We start from the raw sequence: 18,277 nt of genomic DNA, 5'->3' as shown, positions 1-18,277 counted from the left end.
ATACTGCTTTAAATAGTATCAATCCAATAAAATAATCGAATTATGAAAAGAATCTTTTGTGTACTTATTGCAGCCATCTGGCTCTGCACTTGCTGGGCAGGGAATGGCAAGAAACCTATTGTCTGGGAACAGCCGATAGCTGAATCGAACCAGCTATTTAATGATCCTTTTCAATCTCAACTCAACATCTATCGTGTGGAATTCGCAGATGATGAAACACGAGTGTTCATGCACATCACTTTTCGCCCACACTATTGGGTAAAGTTTGTGAAGGAAACCTATCTCCTTGCTGATGGCAAGAAATATCTCGTCAAGAGCTGTGACGGACTGAAACTTGACGAAGAACACTATATGCCTAGTTCAGGCAAGGAGGATGTGGTCTTCCATTTCGCACCGCTCCCCAAGAAGACCCGAAAGTTTGACTTCCTGGAAGGTGACGGCAAAGAGAACTTCAAGATATTTGGCATCGAGAGTATCGATACCCGTATCAAACAGCTCTTCTCCTCGCTTTGGCGAAACGATGCGACCGGCGATTGGGAGATAGGATTCTACGATGATTTCGCCATCTACGACTGCCGTTACTGGCAATACAAGCAGAAGAATCAGAAGGGCGACAAGTACTCTTTCATCCTTACCGATGGCAAGAGCGACCTGGCTGTCAACATCGACAAGTCTCAACATGGCAAGCGCACGATGAGCATCAACGGCAAGAAAGCAGAATATTCGCTCATTACCACTTCCATCCTTCCGGATTATCCGCAGAAAGATGAGACCACATGTCTGAAGGATACTCATAACAAGCCCGATACGGCTATTGTTGTGGGATGGCTCAGAAATATGCCTAAGGAACTTTGGGATAGAGGGCAGGAGTATAGTGTGCAGTATTATGATCTCTTTTACACATTCAAGGAAGTGAGCAATTATAGCAAGCTCGATTCTCTTGGCAGATTTGAGATCAAAGTGCCTCTCATCAACTCTACCGAGGTTTTCATGGACTGGAAACATACTTATATCAACACGGTATTGGAGCCAGGTGAGACCTATTATCTGCTCTATGACTTCAAGTCTGGACATTCCATCTTCATGGGCAAAAAATGCCGCTTGCAAAACGAACTGCTCGCGCATCCTATTCCAATGATTGACGCAGAATATGCAGGAAAGTATGAAAATAAGGTTCCAGCCCAGGAGATGATGCAGATTCTTGAATCCAGATATAAGGAGGCTGAAGGGAACTTACGGAAACAGATAGAAAAATCGGCATCTATTTCCAGATGTTATCAGGAGTATGCGGCTCAATACCTTCTCTGCACTTATGCTTCGGATATCTTGCAAGGAGCATATCACGTGAAAGACTATGTTTTCCCTCAGGAATATGTGAGCCAAGTGGAAAAAATATGGAAGGAGATTCCGCAGCCTTATACTCAGTTTCGTGACTATAATGCGCTGACTAAAGATCTCATCTTCCAGGAAGTAAGATTAAAGTACAGTACACCCATGGGGAAGACCTATGGATTCTTATTCACCAATTATTATCCGGAACTGTTGAGAAAGCACAAGGCTCAGGGGGATATTGCGATAACCGATTCAGAAATTGCTACGGTGGAACAATGGGCTAAGAATCTGGATAGCATGACTATCAAGCAATATCAGACGACAGATGCCAGGGAGCAGGAGAAAATAGAAAATGCTTTTTCCAACTCAGCCCTTGCCAAGCGCGCTACGGCTATCATTGGAAGAGAAGATATTGCCAAGATGCTTAAGGATGAGACTCCTCTCCTCGATGTATATTATGCCCAGCATATAGCTGATAACATGGGGTGCAGCCAGCAGCAGAAAGATGTCATCATCTCCAAAGCCTTTCTTGAGATGTTGGAACGACTTGCCATGCCACTCAATAGTTATGGACTTGACATGGCTGAACACAGCATCAGTTCTGAAGTTATCAGGGAAAAAGTATTGGCAGAACACCGTAAGTACCTGTCTTTGCAGAACAGGGACATTACTGCCAGTATCAAGACAGCTCCGCAGGATATGAGCGATGGGGAGAAGCTTCTTCGCCATATATTGGAGCCTTATAAGGGAAAGCTTGTATTGCTGGATGTCTGGGGAACCTGGTGTGCCCCGTGCAAGATGGCTCTAGCCCATTCGAAGGAAGAGTTCGAACGCCTGGCACCATACGATGTGGTATATCTTTACATGGCAAGCAACAGTCCTGAAGAGTCATGGAAAAATCTCATCAAACTGAATAATCTGGTTGGCGACAATATCGCCCACTACAATTTGCCAGCGGCTCAGCAGAGTGCCATCGAGAACTATCTCAACATTCGCTCCTTCCCATCCTATCGCCTCTTCGACAAGGAAGGAAATCTGGTAGATGTGAAAGTGGATGCCCGCCAGCTTGACAATCTGGAGAAAATCATCAAGGAACTGAGTAAATAAAAAAAGATGGCCTCGCAAAATGCGGGGTCATCTTTTCTGTAATCAAGGATTATCTATCAATAGAGCATGCCAAACATCCATAACGGGATGATGTTGCCATAACCCTATGATGATGCAAAAAAGAAATAATCCTCTTTTTCGCACACGTATATTTTTTTTAGAAAAAAAAAGTCTCATAGTCTCATTTTTAGCTGCAAATATCACGTTATATTGTTGATATAAAGATATTTATAACTAATGAGATTTCTTACAAAAAGTAGAAAGAAGTATCATAGAAGTATCATTAAAAAGTAAGCGGCTCCGCGTTTATACCATTGTAGTCTTCTCATTTGTTCGTACCTTTGCACCATCATTTTAAAATCAAACAAATTATGACAGCAAACGAACGTTTTGAGAAGGCTTGGGATTCCTTCTTAGTCTATCTGAATCGAAACCCCAAGGCCCAACTTACTCCTTTCTTGAAGGAAAGACATGTAAATCATCGCACCATGATGAACTGGATGTGCGAAAAAGGATATTCAGTTTTACGTGCCAAGCAGGAAATCCGCCAAGCCCAGGAGGCAGCCCGCAGAGAAAAAGCAGAAGCATCTGCATCAAGTACAGGCATGATGTTCGTGCCTATGGAACCTCCTACCATAGATCTTCCTATGGAGGACCTCCTTTATGGCATAAACATAACCTTTCCAAATGGAACTTTGGTTTCCGTTAAAAAAGGATGTGCCAAGTCTGTTATGGCGTTGATGAAACTTTATGAGAAGGAGGATGCAGTATGTTTGGATTGAATGAGAGTACCCAGTACTATGTCTGCCAGAGATACGTACGAATGAACATGGGCATAAATGGCTTGTATCAGATAGTGAGAACCGAGCTGGAACTTCCGCCACTTGGTGGTGCGGTATTCATCTTCTTCTCCAAGAACCGCCAGCAGGTAAAAATGCTCAAGTGGGATGGCGATGGTTTCTTGCTGTACCAGAAGCGATTGGAGCGAGGAACCTTTGAATTACCATTCTTTGACCCCAAGAACAAACAATGCAAAATGCCGTACAGGACACTATCGGCCATCATGAGCGGAATTTGCCTAAAAAGCATGAAATATAGAAAGAGACTCAATCTATAGTAGCGGCAGGAAAATTCTAACATATTGTACATCAATAAAATAACTAAAAATAATATATAAGAATACTTGCATATCTCGATATTTTTTCGTATCTTTGCACTATGACAAAGGACGAAATTATAGTACTTTTGAAGGAACAACTTCAGCTTGCCAACGAACAACTTCAGCAAGCTAATACTACAGTGAGTTCGCTGACCCTACAGGTCAACGAACTCATTATACGTATAAAGTCATTAGAAGAACTACTCGTCCAGAAAGGAATCGCCATAGACAAAGCGAATCGTCAGAACAAGGCACTCGGCAAGCTCGTTTCAGGCAAGAAGTCCGAACGTCAGGAGAAGAATCCACAAGACTCGATGCCCCAGGAGGAATTTGACAAGAAGAAAAAAGAGCAGGCCGAAAAAAGAAAGGCACGCAAAAACAACGGAGCCAAGCGTGACATGCATTACGAAATGAAAGAAGTGCATGTTACGATAGATCCAGTCATGGATGCAGAGCTTTTGAAGACGTTGCGTCTCTTCGGGACTCGTACCTGTATACGTTACAGCATGGAACCCATCAAGTTCATCAAGACCGTGTATCACATCAACACTTATACGGATGGAAGTATCATGTATCCGGGGAAGACTCCGCCGGCTCTGTTGTTGAATTCTTCCTATTCACCTTCCTTTGCAGCAGGTCTCCTGCAGATGCGATACATCTATTCCATGCCGGTAGAGCGAATTACCAAATACTTTGCCGACAATGGGTTTACGTTAAGGAAAGCTACGGCAAACAAGCTGATTGCCAGAAGTGCCGATGTACTGGAAAACTTCTATAAGGCTATCTGCCAAGTAGTGTTGCAGCAGGATTATGTCTCGGCAGACGAGACATATCATAAAGTGCTGTTAGCCAAGACAAAGCCTACGGACAAGGGTTCGAAGAAAGGCTACCTCTGGGCTGTAAGTGCGCCTGAACTGGGACTTGTCTTCTTCGTATATGAGGATGGTTCACGTTCTGAGCAGGTCATACTTAACGTATTCTCTGATTATAAAGGTACCATACAGAGTGATGCATATGCTCCTTACCGGAAACTGGAGTCGGATGCTTATCCTGACATTATGAGAATCGCCTGCCTACAGCATGTCAAGAGAGACTTCATCGACTGCGGCAAGGAGGACAAGGATGCTCAGAAGGTCGTAGATATCATCAACAGATTTTATCGAGAAGACAAAAAACATAAGGTTGGGGTAAATGGATGGACCGTTGAAGACCATCTTGCCTATCGGCAGTCATACGCACCAGACATTTTACAGGATTTATTGGAGAAACTGGAGGAAATATCTTCCAGGAAGGATTTGCTGCCCAAGTCTACCTTGGCGCAGGCGGTCGGCTATGCCCTTAATGAATATAATGCCATTTGTGACATCTTCAAAAGAGGTGATACGGCTCTCGATAACAACTACATTGAGAGAATCCAGAGGTACATATCACTATCAAGAAGAAACTCTATGTTCTTTGGCTCGCACGAAGGAGCAAGACGGGGAGCTATCCTATATTCTATAGCTATTTCATGCAAGTTGAATGGCATCAATCTGTTTGAATACATTAGCGATGTCATAGAAAAGACCATTGAATGGCAACCGAATACCCCACTGGAGAAATATAGAGACTTACTTCCTGACCGATGGAAAAAGCAGTAACAGCATTTGTTTAATCAGCTGTTACTGTTTTTTTTGAATTATGCAAGGTATAAACGCGGAGCCGCTTACATTAAAAATCATAGAAGTGTAAGCGGCTCCGCGTTTATACCATTGTAGTCTTCTCATTTATTCGTACCTTTGCACCATCATTTTAAAATCAAACAAATTATGACAGCAAACGAACGTTTTGAGAAGGCTTGGGATTCCTTCTTAGTCTATCTGAATCGAAACCCCAAGGCCCAACTTACTCCTTTCTTGAAGGAAAGACATGTAAATCATCGCACCATGATGAACTGGATGTGCGAAAAAGGATATTCAGTTTTACGTGCCAAGCAGGAAATCCGCCAAGCCCAGGAGGCAGCCCGCAGAGAAAAAGCAGAAGCATCTGCATCAAGTACAGGCATGATGTTCGTGCCTATGGAACCTCCTACCATAGATCTTCCTATGGAGGACCTCCTTTATGGCATAAACATAACCTTTCCAAATGGAACTTTGGTTTCCGTTAAAAAAGGATGTGCCAAGTCTGTTATGGCGTTGATGAAACTTTATGAGAAGGAGGATGCAGTATGTTTGGATTGAATGAGAGTACCCAGTACTATGTCTGCCAGAGATACGTACGAATGAACATGGGCATAAATGGCTTGTATCAGATAGTGAGAACCGAGATGGAACTTCCGCCACTTGGTGGTGCGGTATTCATCTTCTTCTCCAAGAACCGCCAGCAGGTAAAAATGCTCAAGTGGGATGGCGATGGTTTCTTGCTGTACCAGAAGCGATTGGAGCGAGGAACCTTTGAATTACCATTCTTTGACCCCAAGAACAAACAATGCAAAATGCCGTACAGGACACTATCGGCCATCATGAGCGGAATTTGCCTAAAAAGCATGAAATATAGAAAGAGACTCAATCTATAGTAGCGGCAGGAAAATTCTAACATATTGTACATCAATAAAATAACTAAAAATAATATATAAGAATACTTGCATATCTCGATATTTTTTCGTATCTTTGCACTATGACAAAGGACGAAATTATAGTACTTTTGAAGGAACAACTTCAGCTTGCCAACGAACAACTTCAGCAAGCTAATACTACAGTGAGTTCGCTGACCCTACAGGTCAACGAACTCATTATACGTATAAAGTCATTAGAAGAACTACTCGTCCAGAAAGGAATCGCCATAGACAAAGCGAATCGTCAGAACAAGGCACTCGGCAAGCTCGTTTCAGGCAAGAAGTCCGAACGTCAGGAGAAGAATCCACAAGACTCGATGCCCCAGGAGGAATTTGACAAGAAGAAAAAAGAGCAGGCCGAAAAAAGAAAGGCACGCAAAAACAACGGAGCCAAGCGTGACATGCATTACGAAATGAAAGAAGTGCATGTTACGATAGATCCAGTCATGGATGCAGAGCTTTTGAAGACGTTGCGTCTCTTCGGGACTCGTACCTGTATACGTTACAGCATGGAACCCATCAAGTTCATCAAGACCGTGTATCACATCAACACTTATACGGATGGAAGTATCATGTATCCGGGGAAGACTCCGCCGGCTCTGTTGTTGAATTCTTCCTATTCACCTTCCTTTGCAGCAGGTCTCCTGCAGATGCGATACATCTATTCCATGCCGGTAGAGCGAATTACCAAATACTTTGCCGACAATGGGTTTACGTTAAGGAAAGCTACGGCAAACAAGCTGATTGCCAGAAGTGCCGATGTACTGGAAAACTTCTATAAGGCTATCTGCCAAGTAGTGTTGCAGCAGGATTATGTCTCGGCAGACGAGACATATCATAAAGTGCTGTTAGCCAAGACAAAGCCTACGGACAAGGGTTCGAAGAAAGGCTACCTCTGGGCTGTAAGTGCGCCTGAACTGGGACTTGTCTTCTTCGTATATGAGGATGGTTCACGTTCTGAGCAGGTCATACTTAACGTATTCTCTGATTATAAAGGTACCATACAGAGTGATGCATATGCTCCTTACCGGAAACTGGAGTCGGATGCTTATCCTGACATTATGAGAATCGCCTGCCTACAGCATGTCAAGAGAGACTTCATCGACTGCGGCAAGGAGGACAAGGATGCTCAGAAGGTCGTAGATATCATCAACAGATTTTATCGAGAAGACAAAAAACATAAGGTTGGGGTAAATGGATGGACCGTTGAAGACCATCTTGCCTATCGGCAGTCATACGCACCAGACATTTTACAGGATTTATTGGAGAAACTGGAGGAAATATCTTCCAGGAAGGATTTGCTGCCCAAGTCTACCTTGGCGCAGGCGGTCGGCTATGCCCTTAATGAATATAATGCCATTTGTGACATCTTCAAAAGAGGTGATACGGCTCTCGATAACAACTACATTGAGAGAATCCAGAGGTACATATCACTATCAAGAAGAAACTCTATGTTCTTTGGCTCGCACGAAGGAGCAAGACGGGGAGCTATCCTATATTCTATAGCTATTTCATGCAAGTTGAATGGCATCAATCTGTTTGAATACATTAGCGATGTCATAGAAAAGACCATTGAATGGCAACCGAATACCCCACTGGAGAAATATAGAGACTTACTTCCTGACCGATGGAAAAAGCAGTAACAGCATTTGTTTAATCAGCTGTTACTACTTTTTTTGAATTATGCAAGGTATAAACGCGGAGCCGTTTACATAGAAGTATCATTAAAGATAATACAAAGCATGCGAAAAGCCAGTTTGAACGTTAAGAAAAGCCAGTTTAAACCTGTTTAAACATCAGAAAAAGTCATTTTAAGCATCGCAAAAATACATTTTAAATATCGCAAAGAATCAAAAGAATATTGCCCAAAAATGAGTCCGATATTTGGGCACTCGTTGCCCCGCGTTATGGGCTGTGGTTGCCCAGAACAGGGGCTGTCGATGCCCACTTGGTGGGCTACGGATGCCCGTGTAACGGGCACAAGCAGACCAACCGAAGGGCATAGAGGGACCTGTGGTTTAAAATAGCAAACTAAATGTACATTTCATCCAATCGATTGGACGGTTTTACTTTATTTTGTCCAATCGATTGGATGAAATTCCATTTTTCTAAAGTTTGAAGAAGCCTAATCTTTCTCCCCTAACCATTCTTCCAATACCTCGCAATACTCATCATTTTGCTCGGCAAATGGCATGTGTCGGGCTTCTACGAAGAGATGCCACTTGGAATCTTGGATACCATCGTAGAGCGTCTTTGCTACCAATGGAGTACAGAGGTCGTTGGTGCCACTCATCACTAGGCATGGCACTTGTATCTCGCCCAAGCGGTCGGTGTAGTCATAATCTCGGAGCGTACCTGTCGGGGTATATTCATTCGGTCCCCAACCATAGAGATAAGCCTCGGCACCAGCACGCTTTTTTCTACGAAGGCATTCTGGACTATCCTCCGTTACCTCGCCAGCACAATGCAAGAGCATAAAGTGTTCGTTTGCCTTGGCGTATGCCTCGCTCGAAAAATCATCCTTTGCCTCTGCCTCAGCAATGGCTCGCTGGTCTTCCTCTGCCATAAACTTGATCATGCGATGCTGCTCACTCGCCCACAATTTGCTGCTCGAAAGGGTACTGCTGAGGATGGCTGACTTCACGCCCTTTGCTTGCTTCTCTATCAGATAGATGATGGCGAGCATGCCACCCCACGACTGTCCCAAGAGATGAAAATGGTCGATGTGGAGATAGTCGATGAGCGCACAGAGTTCGTTGAGCCAAGTCTCAGGAGTCCAGAGTTCGGGATGTCCCTCCACAAATGAGTTGCCACAGCCCAACTGGTCGTACATGATGACAGCTCTACCTGATTCCGCGACCCTATCCAATAGCTCGAAATAGTTGTGGGTACTGCCTGGTCCACCATGCAAGAGGATGATAGGACTCTTGCCCTCCTCTGTTTTACCTACGATACGATAATAAGTTTGATAGCCCATGAAGGGCATATAACCTTCCTTGATTTCCATTGTCTTCAAATGTTTTTATTGTTACCTAAACAGTGTTATCTAATTTTGCTGCTCCTATACCTTATTATATAGTCCCTCATTTTCCTTACGCAAGAACTCTGTCATTCGTTCCTTTGAAGGCACATTGAGTTGATACTTGGAGATAAACACGCTCTCGTCCAAATCGAGCAAGGAGTATTCTGCCATTTCTCGTCCTACTGCTGAGCAAAGGAGGATACCGATTGGGGGATTATCATCTGGCTGCATGATATTCTTGCGATAGTAAGCAAGCTTGCAAACCCAAGAACTCAAAGGTAAATGGCGACTTGATGTCAAGGGCGAGCGTATCTGTCTCAGCCTTGCCATCCACCAACTTAGCCAACGCCTCAGGCTTTTGACTCCATCCACTGCGGAAATAATAGTTGGAATCAATCTGGCGTTGCAATTCTCTGACACTCCAAGTGCCACGAATTGCCATCGTCTCATAGAAAGCACGCTCCAAAGGGTCAGTAATAGGGAGAATGGCAACTAAATGAGTAAAAGACAACTTATTAAAAAGCAAGTTTGACTTTACTGCCAATGGAGCTATTTTGTTAGAGACTGCAACACCTCCAAATTGGTCAGTCAGTGACTGACCAATTCTATTTTGCTTTAAATCTGCTATTTGCAATTGGTCAGTCACAGATTGTCCAATTTGACTTTGAGACAACAAGAAGCCAGCAACCTCTTTATCCAAGTGTGAATATACTTGATAAAATTGACGATAGATTTTCAATGTTGTCACACTATACTTCTTTTTACCAAGTCTTTCAGAAAGGCTTTTCAAAAGTTGCTCACCATACTTTGCTCTATCAGCTCCCTTCTGCTCATACTCCACAATATAATAGCCCGTCAACCAAGCCTTGGCTGTGACGTGGCGATTAATCACTAAGCGAGCATTGTTCTGCAATACATCTTGCGTTTGCTGAATATGGGCTACAAGACCATCGAAGTCATTGTTTTGCGCCATTTGAGTTTCATTATTCTTCATATTCGGTGGAGTTTTGGAAAGACATGTATATCACATTTATCATGTGCACTTATTACAATGTGCAAAAATATAAAAAATATGGCAATTAAACAAATATATCTTGCTTATTTTATCAAAAGAACTTAAATGATTTGGCAGTTTCAAGCTAATGCAATATCTTTGCAAACTGAAATAATCATGAAACCAAATAAAAATAGAATATATGTTTAGTGGAATCGTAGAAGAAATGGCCACAGTTGTGGCGATTAAGCAGGATAAGGAGAACATCGACTTTACCCTGAAATGTTCGTTCGTAGATGAACTCGGCATCGACCAGAGCGTGGCGCACAATGGCGTCTGCCTCACCGTGGTGGAAATCAAGGACGGTACCTACACCGTTACCGCCATGAAGGAAACCCTGGACAGAAGCAACTTGGGACTGCTGAAGGTGGGTGACAAGGTGAACGTGGAGCGCTCGATGATCATGAACGGCCGACTGGACGGTCATATCGTGCAGGGACACGTGGATGAAACCGCCAAATGCATCGCCATGAAGGATGCAGACGGTTCAACCTACTTCACTTTTGAGTATGAGCTTAACAAAGAGATGGCGCGTAAGGGATATTTCACCGTAGATAAGGGCAGCGTAACAGTAAACGGCGTTTCTCTCACCGTATGTGAGCCTACCGACAACACCTTCACCGTAGCCATCATCCCTTATACCCGCGAGAATACCAACTTCTGCAACATTGAGGTAGGAACCGTGGTGAATATCGAATTCGATATTCTCGGTAAGTACATCGCAAGACTCAAGAGCTTCGAATAAGAGGGTGTAAGCAGATTTTAGGCACGGATTACACGGATTACACGGAGATTTAAGACGATAATGCAAAAAACGCATTTATAATTTAAAGGAAAATCCGTGTAATCCGTGCCTAATCTATATACAGGGGAGATGATTCAACCGCCCTCGCTACTTTCTTCTAATCGTCAAATCGATGGTTTCAGGATGCTTCTCCTTGAAATCCTTCACATCATCAACAACCAGTACCAGATAGCCGCCGCCACCTGCACCCGGCATCTTCCAGGCATGAACCTCAGGCAGGGCAGAATACCTATCTATAAATCCCTGCACACAACCCTGAATCATGGCTGGGAACATGGCAACCTGCGCATCAAACGAAGCCTTGAAGGCAGAGGCAAACGCAGCAAAATCCCTGTTGAGAATCGCATTCCAGCAATCATCGGCAGCCTTGGCAAGATTCTTCACCTTAACCTCGTTGATATCCTTGCCTTCAATCACAGAACAGCCCGGACGACGTGGCTCCATCGGAATCATGCAGACGTGGCTCTCTACCCAAGAGAGAACATCCTCGTCATCACAAGTCTCAAACTTATCAGGCCAGAAACGGTTGTCATAATGATGGCGCACCAAACCAGGCATGCAGATACCGATGGAATCCTGGGCACCGCTGATGATGCCGTCGCTGCGCTCCGGGTCGTTTTCGAAACAGAACACCAGTTTGGCAAGAATCTCAGGATTCATATCAGGCAACTTCACCGGCCATATCTTCTTAATCATGTTGCGGGTTGAAGTAGAAAGACCACAGCGTTCACGTACCTCGAAGGTAGGAATAAGCGACATGGTTATCGCCCAGCCCGGCGCATAGCAACTTACGTAAGGCTGGTCTATCCAGGTGCCCGCCAGGTCGAGACGGGTGGGAAGCTGGCAGGTAGAATCCTTGATATCCGTGCTCGAACGCGCCTTCAAGCCTTCGGCAGGCGTACGCTCCAGCACCACATACTCAATGCCACGCTCCTCGCAGAACTTGCGCTTGGTTTCATTGCTTCCATCGGCATTCACCACAAAGATATCGGGCTTCACCATATCCACCGTAGGGATAAAGTCCATAATGCCATCCCCCTGGTTGATGTAGGCATCCTTCACATATTTAATAGACTTCACCATGAAGAGACGCTCCTGTTCAGGATAGAACGTCTTATGGTGCTTATAGCCAAGAATCGTCTGGTCGGAACCGATACCAACGTATAGGTCGCCATACTGAGACGCCTGGCGGAAAAACTCAACGTGGCCGCTGTGCAACAAGTCATAACAACCACTTACAAAAACTTTCTTCATTATTTTTAGCTACTTTTCTTTATTAACATTCAACAAAGACTAAAGTCTTTCGGCTACAAAACTACAACTTTTCTTTCATTATTCCAAGAAAAACCTGCACAAATATTCTTTTTTGGGCACAAACCAACCCTTTTTGTGCATTTTTATAAAGAAATATTTGTATAACACACAAAAAAGTGTTACTTTTGCCGACGTGTTTTGTCCCAAATTGAACATTGGAAAGTGAAGAAGAGGGCATCCAAGCGCCCTACAACCGAACTCGAAAACGCCCAACTTGAGTACCGAGCACTAACAACTTAAAGGAAATTATAACAATAACCATTTATTAATATGAGTTTAAAAATCGTTGTACTTGCCAAGCAAGTACCTGACACAAGAAATGTGGGTAAGGATGCGATGACAGCCGAAGGCACCGTAAACCGTGCAGCTCTTCCAGCCATCTTCAATCCTGAAGATTTGAACGCATTGGAGCAGGCTCTCCGTTTGAAGGAGCAGAATCCAGGTTCTACAGTTGGAATTTTGACCATGGGTCCTCCACGTGCTGGCGAAATCATCCGCCAGGGTCTCTATCGTGGTGCAGATACAGGTTGGTTGCTCACCGACCGTCTCTTTGCTGGTGCTGATACATTGGCTACTTCTTATGCCCTTGCTACAGGTATCCAGAAGATTGGTGACGTTGACATCGTAATCGGTGGTCGCCAGGCTATCGATGGTGATACTGCTCAGGTGGGTCCTCAGGTGGCTCAGAAGTTGGGATTGAACCAGGTTACCTATGCAGAGGAAATCCTCAAGGTAGAGGATGGCAAGGCTACTATCCGCCGCCTCATCGATGGTGGTGTTGAGACCGTAGAGGCTCCATTGCCATTGGTTATCACCGTAAACGGCAGTGCTGCTCCATGTCGTCCTTGCAACGTGAAGCTCGTAATGAAATATAAATACGCTACCTGCCCTATGGAGCGAAAGGGCGATGAGCCTTGGGCTAACCTTTATGAGGAGCGCCCTTACCTGACTCTGAACCAGTGGAGCGTTGCCGATGTGGATGGCGACCCTGCACAGTGCGGTTTGAGCGGTTCTCCTACCAAGGTGAAGGCCGTGAAGAACATCGTGTTCCAGGCTAAGGAAAGCAAGACCCTGACCAGCAGCGATGAGGACATCGACGGACTGATGAAGGAATTGTTGAACGAAAGTATTATCGGATAATCATCGAAGGATGATTCAGACTCCGATTCATTTAAAAATGCTTTATTAAAAAAGACAATGAACAACGTATTTGTATATTGCGAGGTAGAAGGCACAACCGTTGCCGAAGTATCTCAGGAATTGCTCACCAAGGGTCGTAAGCTCGCCAACCAGCAGGGCGTGGAGCTCCATGCCATCGTGGCAGGTACCGGCATCAAGGGCCAGGTAGAAGATCAGATTCTCCCTTATGGTGTAGATAAATTATTTGTTTTCGATGCTGAGGGATTGTTCCCATATACTTCAGCTCCACATACCGACATTCTCGTCAACCTCTTCAAGGAGGAGAAGCCTCAGATTGCATTGATGGGTGCCACCGTTATCGGTCGCGACCTCGGTCCGCGTGTTTCTTCTTCATTGACCAGCGGTTTGACTGCCGACTGTACAGAGCTCGAGATTGGTGATTACGACGACAAGAAGAGCGGCAAGCACTACGAGGGTCTGCTCTATCAGATTCGTCCAGCTTTCGGCGGTAACATCGTGGCTACCATCGTAAACCCAGACCACCGTCCACAGATGGCTACAGTCCGTTCCGGCGTGATGCAGAAGAGCATCTACGAGGGTGAGTGCAAGAAGGAAGTGGTTTATCCAGAGGTAAGCAAGTATGTTCCTGCCGAGGATTTCGTAGTAAAGGTACTCGACCACCACGTAGAGGCTGCCAAGCACAACCTGAAGGGTTCTGCCATCGTTGTAGCCGGCGGTTATGGTGTAGGAAGCAAGGAAGGTTTCGACCAGCTCTTCGAGTTGGCTCATCTCCTCCATGGCGAGGTTGGTGCTTCGCGTGCTGCCGTAGATGCAGGCTGGGTAGATCACGACCGTCAGATTGGTCAGACTGGTGTTACTGTTCATCCTAAGGTTTATATCGCCTGCGGAATCTCTGGTCAGATTCAGCACATCGCCGGTATGCAGGATTCAGGCATCATCATCTCTGTAAACAACGATCCTGATGCTCCAATCAACAAGATTGCCGACTACGTTATCAACGGCAATGTTGAGGATGTGGTTCCTAAGCTCATCAAGTACTACAAGCAGAATTCTAAGTAATCTGCATTACACATTATTTAAATAAGAAAAGTAAAATGGCTAATTACTATAGTGATCACCCTGAGATTGAATTTCATCTCAATCACCCATTGATGAAGCGTGTTGTTGACTTGAAGGAGCGCAACTACGCAGAAAAAGATCAGTTTGAAGATGCTCCTGTCAACTACGAGGATGCCATCGAGAACTACAAGCGATTGCTGGATATTACCGGCGATGTAGCTGCTAACATCATCGAACCAAACTCTGAGGATGTTGACCTCGAAGGTCCACACCTGGAAAACGGTCGCATGATTTATGCCAGCAAGACATTCGAGAACCTCGATGCTACCCGCAAGGCTGGCCTCTGGGGCTTGTCAATGCCTCGTCGTTACGGCGGCTTGAACCTGCCTAACGCCATCTTCTCTATGGCTTCAGAAATCATCGCTGCTGCTGATGCAGGTTTCCAGAACATCTGGTCTCTGCAGAGCTGTATCGATACGCTCTATGAGTTCGGTTCTGAGGAGCAGCGCCAGAAGTACATTCCTCGCATCTGCGCTGGCGAGACCATGAGTATGGACTTGACTGAGCCTGATGCAGGTTCTGACTTGCAGCGCGTGATGCTGAAGGCCACACAGGATGAGGACGGCACATGGCGTCTGAACGGTGTGAAGCGTTTCATCACCAATGGTGACTCAGACATCCACCTGGTTCTGGCTCGTTCAGAGGAAGGTACCAAGGATGGTCGTGGTCTTTCTATGTTCATCTACGACAAGCGTGATGGTGGCGTAACTGTTCGTCACATCGAGCACAAGTTGGGTATTCATGGTTCTCCTACCTGCGAGTTGGTTTACAAGAATGCCAAGGCTGAGCTTTGCGGTAACACCCGTCTTGGATTGATCAAGTATGTGATGGCTCTGATGAACGGTGCCCGTCTGGGTATTGCAGCTCAGAGTGTAGGTGTTGAGCAGGAGGCTTACAATGAGGGTTTGGCTTATGCCAAGGAGCGTGCTCAGTTTGGTGAGAAGATCATCAACTTCCCAGCCGTTTATGACATGCTTTCAAGAATGAAGGCTAAGTTGGATGCAGGCCGTTCACTCCTCTACTGCTGCGCTCGCTACGTAGATATCTACAAGGCTTTGGAGGATATCGCCCGCGACACTAAGCTCACTCCAGAGGAGCGTCAGGAGATGAAGAAATACACCCGCTTGGCTGATGCATTTACTCCATTGGCTAAGGGTATGAACTCAGAGTATGCTAACCAGAATGCATACGATGCCATCAGCATCCACGGTGGTTCTGGTTTCATCATGGAATACAAGTGCCAGCGCCTGTTCCGTGACGCCCGCATCTTCTCTATCTACGAGGGTACTACTCAGCTTCAGGTTGTTGCAGCCATCCGCTACATCACCAACGGCACTTATCTCAGCATCATCAAGGAGATGTTGGAGAACGAGGTATCAGATGATTTGAAGGCATTGAAGGAGCGCGTGGCTAAGCTCGTAGATCTTTACGAGGCTGCCATCAACAAGGTGAAGGAAGCTAACGATCAGGCAGTTCACGACTTCCTGGCTCGCCGTCTCTACAACATGACTGGCGACATCGTAATGTCTCTCCTCATCCTCGACGATGCTACCAAGGCACCAGAGATGTTCCAGAAGAGTGCTAACGTATATGTTCGCATGGCAGAGGAGGAAGTTCTCGGTCATTCAGCATATATCCAGAACTTCAAGGCAGAAGACTTGGAGAGCTTCAAGGCATAAAGGACAATTATAAGATAATAGGAGATAAGCTACTATATTTCTACTACTTATCTCCTATTTTTACATCTACAATTTTTCAATATACATAAAGTATGAAACAACATGTTAATATAATTTCCGCAAGTATTAGAGATTCTAAAGTTTTACATATTGGTATTGTGTTACAATGCAATGAGCATGATACTTTTGGTATTGTAGTAGGCTATTCTTGCTCAGAAATTCGGGGAAGTACCATGATAAAAATGGGATTTCCGATATTGAGCTATTTTGAAAAAGAACGTGGATTTCAACTAAAGGAAAAGACTTTTGTTGTATACCTAGTAAATAGCAACGATTATGAGCATGCTTTAGAAATAAAGGAATTATCATCATTTAAACTCATCAATGGTTCTCTAGATAATGAAATACAAGCTTTATCACCATTTATACAAATGGAAAAGGGATTTAAATGCTTATATTATCCAACAAAAAAACAAGAAGCAATAATATATCTAGAAAAAGTACTCACAGCAGAAGACAATACTCTTTTCGAATATTTTTTAACATTAAAAGAATTTGAATTTGGCGAAATACCTTCTCAAAAAGAAAGGGAAGATACGCTTTTAAAAATTCACACATATGTTCAAAGTTTTGAAATAGAAAAAGAATTACAAACTTATTGCGTTACACAATCCGCTTGGTTTCAGTGCCGACCAGGAAGAGACAATCATTATTTTATGGAAGAGAAAAGAAGTATAGAATCCACAGATCCATATATAAGATCACTACTCCCTTTGTGCAATGATCTAAATTACTATTCGTGCAATGGGCGTAGTTCAGAAGAAGTAGATTTCTCTAGAAAAAATGAGCAACAAATAAAAGTAGATAAAACAAATGCAATAAAAATGTACTCAAAAACCAACCATATCAACTTTCTCATTAATGATTACTACGAGCACATTTTTTCTAATAAGGACAAAAAAAATAAAATCTGGGCAGATATTGAAAGCATCTTAGACTATTATCACATAGAGAAATGCTGTGGCAAATATTTCTACAACACCCTTACTATAAAACATTACAATAATTTAAGACAGAATATTACAACCAAATAGTTTAATATATAATTAACATTTCATTAACGAGGAAGAACAGAAAACCTTATTCTTCCTCGTCTACTATTAACAAACTATTTTTTGATAAGAAACAACGTATCGAATTCTTGCCATATAGCCATCTTTATCAAAAACAACATCTGAAGAAGTTGAAGATTCAGAAATTCCAGATATTCCTACATTTAAGACAAACCATACATTTTCTTCCTTCAACCTTTTTTGAAAAGCAAGCAACCATAATTCCACAGCATTCTTAGTAATTGTAGGTGGCAACAATATCACTACATTTTTCGCAGCATAGGATAAAACAGAAACCACATCTGACATTCTATCCCACGTGCCGATAATTTTATCACTATACTCCTCTTTTAGTTTTCGATAGTGATTTGCATCAACAAAATCAATAAAAATACAACTATTCATAATTTATTATTTATAAAGTTCAACATCAGCATTACTAGTACATATGCACTGATAACGCCCTTCTCTAATACAATCTGTAGCATCAGTGGTATCCCAAACAACATCAGTATTAATAACATCAACTATAAGAGGACACCTATAAGCACCTTTAGGAAGACCAGCATCTTTTATTTTGTTTGCACAATCTCCACAAACATACAATCTAGCATTAACAGTATTCATAACTTTATCTATTTAAAAATTATGGTTAGCACTATCACTAAACCATTCGGGGGCAAATATACACATTACAGATTACCTAACAAAACTAATTATTTTTTTTAACGTACAGTTAAGATTCTGTAACAAAATGACCAACATCAGTACAAATAAGAACCAAAAAGTCCATGGGTAAGTAAATACCACACGGACTTTT

18 protein-coding genes are annotated in these 18,277 nt (G+C 43.6%); 12 read left to right on the top strand and 6 right to left on the bottom strand.

Translation table 11 applies throughout. The features are described from left to right. The first annotated feature begins 42 nt into the window (after positions 1-42). From KUA49_RS05560 to tnpC (KUA49_RS05530), 7 genes are all read left to right on the top strand, one after another. On the top strand, positions 43-2,439 hold the full coding sequence (locus tag KUA49_RS05560) for a TlpA family protein disulfide reductase (protein WP_218413036.1): 2,397 nt from the start codon (positions 43-45) through the stop codon (positions 2,437-2,439). Positions 2,440-2,810: 371 nt separating this feature from the next. Next, the gene (locus KUA49_RS05555) at positions 2,811-3,221 is read left to right on the top strand and encodes a hypothetical protein (protein WP_270532637.1); all 411 of its coding nucleotides are present in this window, start codon (positions 2,811-2,813) and stop codon (positions 3,219-3,221) included. Next, complete coding sequence (tnpB, locus tag KUA49_RS05550; RefSeq protein WP_218413625.1) at positions 3,209-3,556, top strand: IS66 family insertion sequence element accessory protein TnpB; 348 nt, start codon at positions 3,209-3,211, stop codon at positions 3,554-3,556. Before KUA49_RS05555 ends, tnpB (KUA49_RS05550) begins: the two co-directional genes overlap by 13 nt. 101 nt (positions 3,557-3,657) lie before the next feature. Beyond that, positions 3,658-5,238 carry an IS66 family transposase gene (gene tnpC, locus KUA49_RS05545; protein WP_318331635.1) on the top strand — a complete coding sequence of 527 codons (1,581 nt, stop codon included), beginning with the start codon at positions 3,658-3,660 and terminating at the stop codon, positions 5,236-5,238. A gap of 168 nt (positions 5,239-5,406) precedes the next feature. Then, entirely contained in the window at positions 5,407-5,817 is a 411-nt protein-coding gene (locus KUA49_RS05540; RefSeq protein WP_270532637.1) for a hypothetical protein, read from the top strand. After that, positions 5,805-6,152, top strand: a complete 348-nt coding sequence (gene tnpB, locus KUA49_RS05535; protein WP_118189835.1) for an IS66 family insertion sequence element accessory protein TnpB — start codon at positions 5,805-5,807, stop codon at positions 6,150-6,152. Before KUA49_RS05540 ends, tnpB (KUA49_RS05535) begins: the two co-directional genes overlap by 13 nt. Positions 6,153-6,253: 101 nt before the next feature. Further along, a complete protein-coding gene (gene tnpC / locus KUA49_RS05530) occupies positions 6,254-7,834 on the top strand; it encodes an IS66 family transposase (RefSeq protein WP_318331635.1) in 1,581 nt (526 codons plus the stop codon). A gap of 482 nt (positions 7,835-8,316) precedes the next feature. On the opposite strand, the gene pepI is transcribed toward tnpC (KUA49_RS05530), so the two are convergent. Genes pepI through KUA49_RS05515 form a run of 3 tightly spaced genes read right to left on the bottom strand, consistent with a single transcriptional unit; the run spans position 8,317 to position 10,207 of the window. After that, positions 8,317-9,198, bottom strand: a complete 882-nt coding sequence (gene pepI / locus KUA49_RS05525) for a proline iminopeptidase (RefSeq protein ID WP_218412353.1) — start codon at positions 9,196-9,198, stop codon at positions 8,317-8,319. 54 nt (positions 9,199-9,252) lie between these two features. Continuing rightward, entirely contained in the window at positions 9,253-9,444 is a 192-nt protein-coding gene (locus KUA49_RS05520; RefSeq protein WP_218412352.1) for a PDDEXK nuclease domain-containing protein, read from the bottom strand. Then, positions 9,431-10,207 carry a DUF1016 N-terminal domain-containing protein gene (locus tag KUA49_RS05515; protein WP_203050302.1) on the bottom strand — a complete coding sequence of 259 codons (777 nt, stop codon included), beginning with the start codon at positions 10,205-10,207 and terminating at the stop codon, positions 9,431-9,433. The genes KUA49_RS05520 and KUA49_RS05515 overlap by 14 nt, the downstream gene beginning before the upstream one ends. A gap of 202 nt (positions 10,208-10,409) precedes the next feature. Here KUA49_RS05515 and KUA49_RS05510 point away from each other — a divergent pair, with 202 nt between their 5' ends. Then, a complete protein-coding gene (locus tag KUA49_RS05510) occupies positions 10,410-11,012 on the top strand; it encodes a riboflavin synthase (protein WP_218412351.1) in 603 nt (200 codons plus the stop codon). A gap of 147 nt (positions 11,013-11,159) precedes the next feature. Here the strand turns inward: KUA49_RS05510 and KUA49_RS05505 are convergent, their stop codons facing one another. Beyond that, positions 11,160-12,326 (bottom strand): adenylyltransferase/cytidyltransferase family protein, encoded by a 1,167-nt coding sequence (locus KUA49_RS05505; protein ID WP_218412350.1) that lies wholly within the window; start codon positions 12,324-12,326, stop codon positions 11,160-11,162. Positions 12,327-12,656: 330 nt separating this feature from the next. Between KUA49_RS05505 and KUA49_RS05500 the strand changes: the two genes are divergently transcribed. The 4 genes from KUA49_RS05500 (at position 12,657) to KUA49_RS05485 (ending at position 17,439) form a co-directional block, all read left to right on the top strand. After that, positions 12,657-13,526 carry an electron transfer flavoprotein subunit beta/FixA family protein gene (locus KUA49_RS05500; protein ID WP_006847063.1) on the top strand — a complete coding sequence of 290 codons (870 nt, stop codon included), beginning with the start codon at positions 12,657-12,659 and terminating at the stop codon, positions 13,524-13,526. 57 nt (positions 13,527-13,583) lie between these two features. Continuing rightward, entirely contained in the window at positions 13,584-14,606 is a 1,023-nt protein-coding gene (locus tag KUA49_RS05495) for an electron transfer flavoprotein subunit alpha/FixB family protein (RefSeq protein ID WP_006847062.1), read from the top strand. A gap of 35 nt (positions 14,607-14,641) precedes the next feature. Continuing rightward, entirely contained in the window at positions 14,642-16,345 is a 1,704-nt protein-coding gene (locus tag KUA49_RS05490) for an acyl-CoA dehydrogenase family protein (RefSeq protein ID WP_218412349.1), read from the top strand. Positions 16,346-16,437: 92 nt separating this feature from the next. Then, positions 16,438-17,439 carry a hypothetical protein gene (locus tag KUA49_RS05485; RefSeq protein WP_218412348.1) on the top strand — a complete coding sequence of 334 codons (1,002 nt, stop codon included), beginning with the start codon at positions 16,438-16,440 and terminating at the stop codon, positions 17,437-17,439. 66 nt (positions 17,440-17,505) lie between these two features. Here the strand turns inward: KUA49_RS05485 and KUA49_RS05480 are convergent, their stop codons facing one another. Continuing rightward, a complete protein-coding gene (locus KUA49_RS05480; protein ID WP_153086463.1) occupies positions 17,506-17,862 on the bottom strand; it encodes a hypothetical protein in 357 nt (118 codons plus the stop codon). A gap of 6 nt (positions 17,863-17,868) precedes the next feature. Beyond that, positions 17,869-18,084 (bottom strand): hypothetical protein, encoded by a 216-nt coding sequence (locus tag KUA49_RS05475; protein ID WP_153086464.1) that lies wholly within the window; start codon positions 18,082-18,084, stop codon positions 17,869-17,871. Between the last annotated feature and the right edge of the window lie 193 nt (positions 18,085-18,277).

Source organism: Segatella copri (assembly GCF_019249655.2).
Lineage (GTDB): Bacteria > Bacteroidota > Bacteroidia > Bacteroidales > Bacteroidaceae > Prevotella.
The sequence above is the reverse complement of the archived record's forward strand: the minus strand, read 5'-3'. Positions and strand labels throughout refer to the sequence as shown.

Coding starts and splice junctions, on each gene's coding strand:
- KUA49_RS05560 (WP_218413036.1), top strand. CDS start 43: ATGAAAAGAATCTTTTGTGTACTTATTGCAGCCATCTGGCTCTGCACT.
- KUA49_RS05555 (WP_270532637.1), top strand. CDS start 2,811: ATGACAGCAAACGAACGTTTTGAGAAGGCTTGGGATTCCTTCTTAGTC.
- tnpB (WP_218413625.1), top strand. CDS start 3,209: ATGTTTGGATTGAATGAGAGTACCCAGTACTATGTCTGCCAGAGATAC.
- tnpC (WP_318331635.1), top strand. CDS start 3,658: ATGACAAAGGACGAAATTATAGTACTTTTGAAGGAACAACTTCAGCTT.
- KUA49_RS05540 (WP_270532637.1), top strand. CDS start 5,407: ATGACAGCAAACGAACGTTTTGAGAAGGCTTGGGATTCCTTCTTAGTC.
- tnpB (WP_118189835.1), top strand. CDS start 5,805: ATGTTTGGATTGAATGAGAGTACCCAGTACTATGTCTGCCAGAGATAC.
- tnpC (WP_318331635.1), top strand. CDS start 6,254: ATGACAAAGGACGAAATTATAGTACTTTTGAAGGAACAACTTCAGCTT.
- pepI (WP_218412353.1), bottom strand. CDS start 9,198: ATGGAAATCAAGGAAGGTTATATGCCCTTCATGGGCTATCAAACTTAT.
- KUA49_RS05520 (WP_218412352.1), bottom strand. CDS start 9,444: ATGCAGCCAGATGATAATCCCCCAATCGGTATCCTCCTTTGCTCAGCA.
- KUA49_RS05515 (WP_203050302.1), bottom strand. CDS start 10,207: ATGAAGAATAATGAAACTCAAATGGCGCAAAACAATGACTTCGATGGT.
- KUA49_RS05510 (WP_218412351.1), top strand. CDS start 10,410: ATGTTTAGTGGAATCGTAGAAGAAATGGCCACAGTTGTGGCGATTAAG.
- KUA49_RS05505 (WP_218412350.1), bottom strand. CDS start 12,326: ATGAAGAAAGTTTTTGTAAGTGGTTGTTATGACTTGTTGCACAGCGGC.
- KUA49_RS05500 (WP_006847063.1), top strand. CDS start 12,657: ATGAGTTTAAAAATCGTTGTACTTGCCAAGCAAGTACCTGACACAAGA.
- KUA49_RS05495 (WP_006847062.1), top strand. CDS start 13,584: ATGAACAACGTATTTGTATATTGCGAGGTAGAAGGCACAACCGTTGCC.
- KUA49_RS05490 (WP_218412349.1), top strand. CDS start 14,642: ATGGCTAATTACTATAGTGATCACCCTGAGATTGAATTTCATCTCAAT.
- KUA49_RS05485 (WP_218412348.1), top strand. CDS start 16,438: ATGAAACAACATGTTAATATAATTTCCGCAAGTATTAGAGATTCTAAA.
- KUA49_RS05480 (WP_153086463.1), bottom strand. CDS start 17,862: ATGAATAGTTGTATTTTTATTGATTTTGTTGATGCAAATCACTATCGA.
- KUA49_RS05475 (WP_153086464.1), bottom strand. CDS start 18,084: ATGAATACTGTTAATGCTAGATTGTATGTTTGTGGAGATTGTGCAAAC.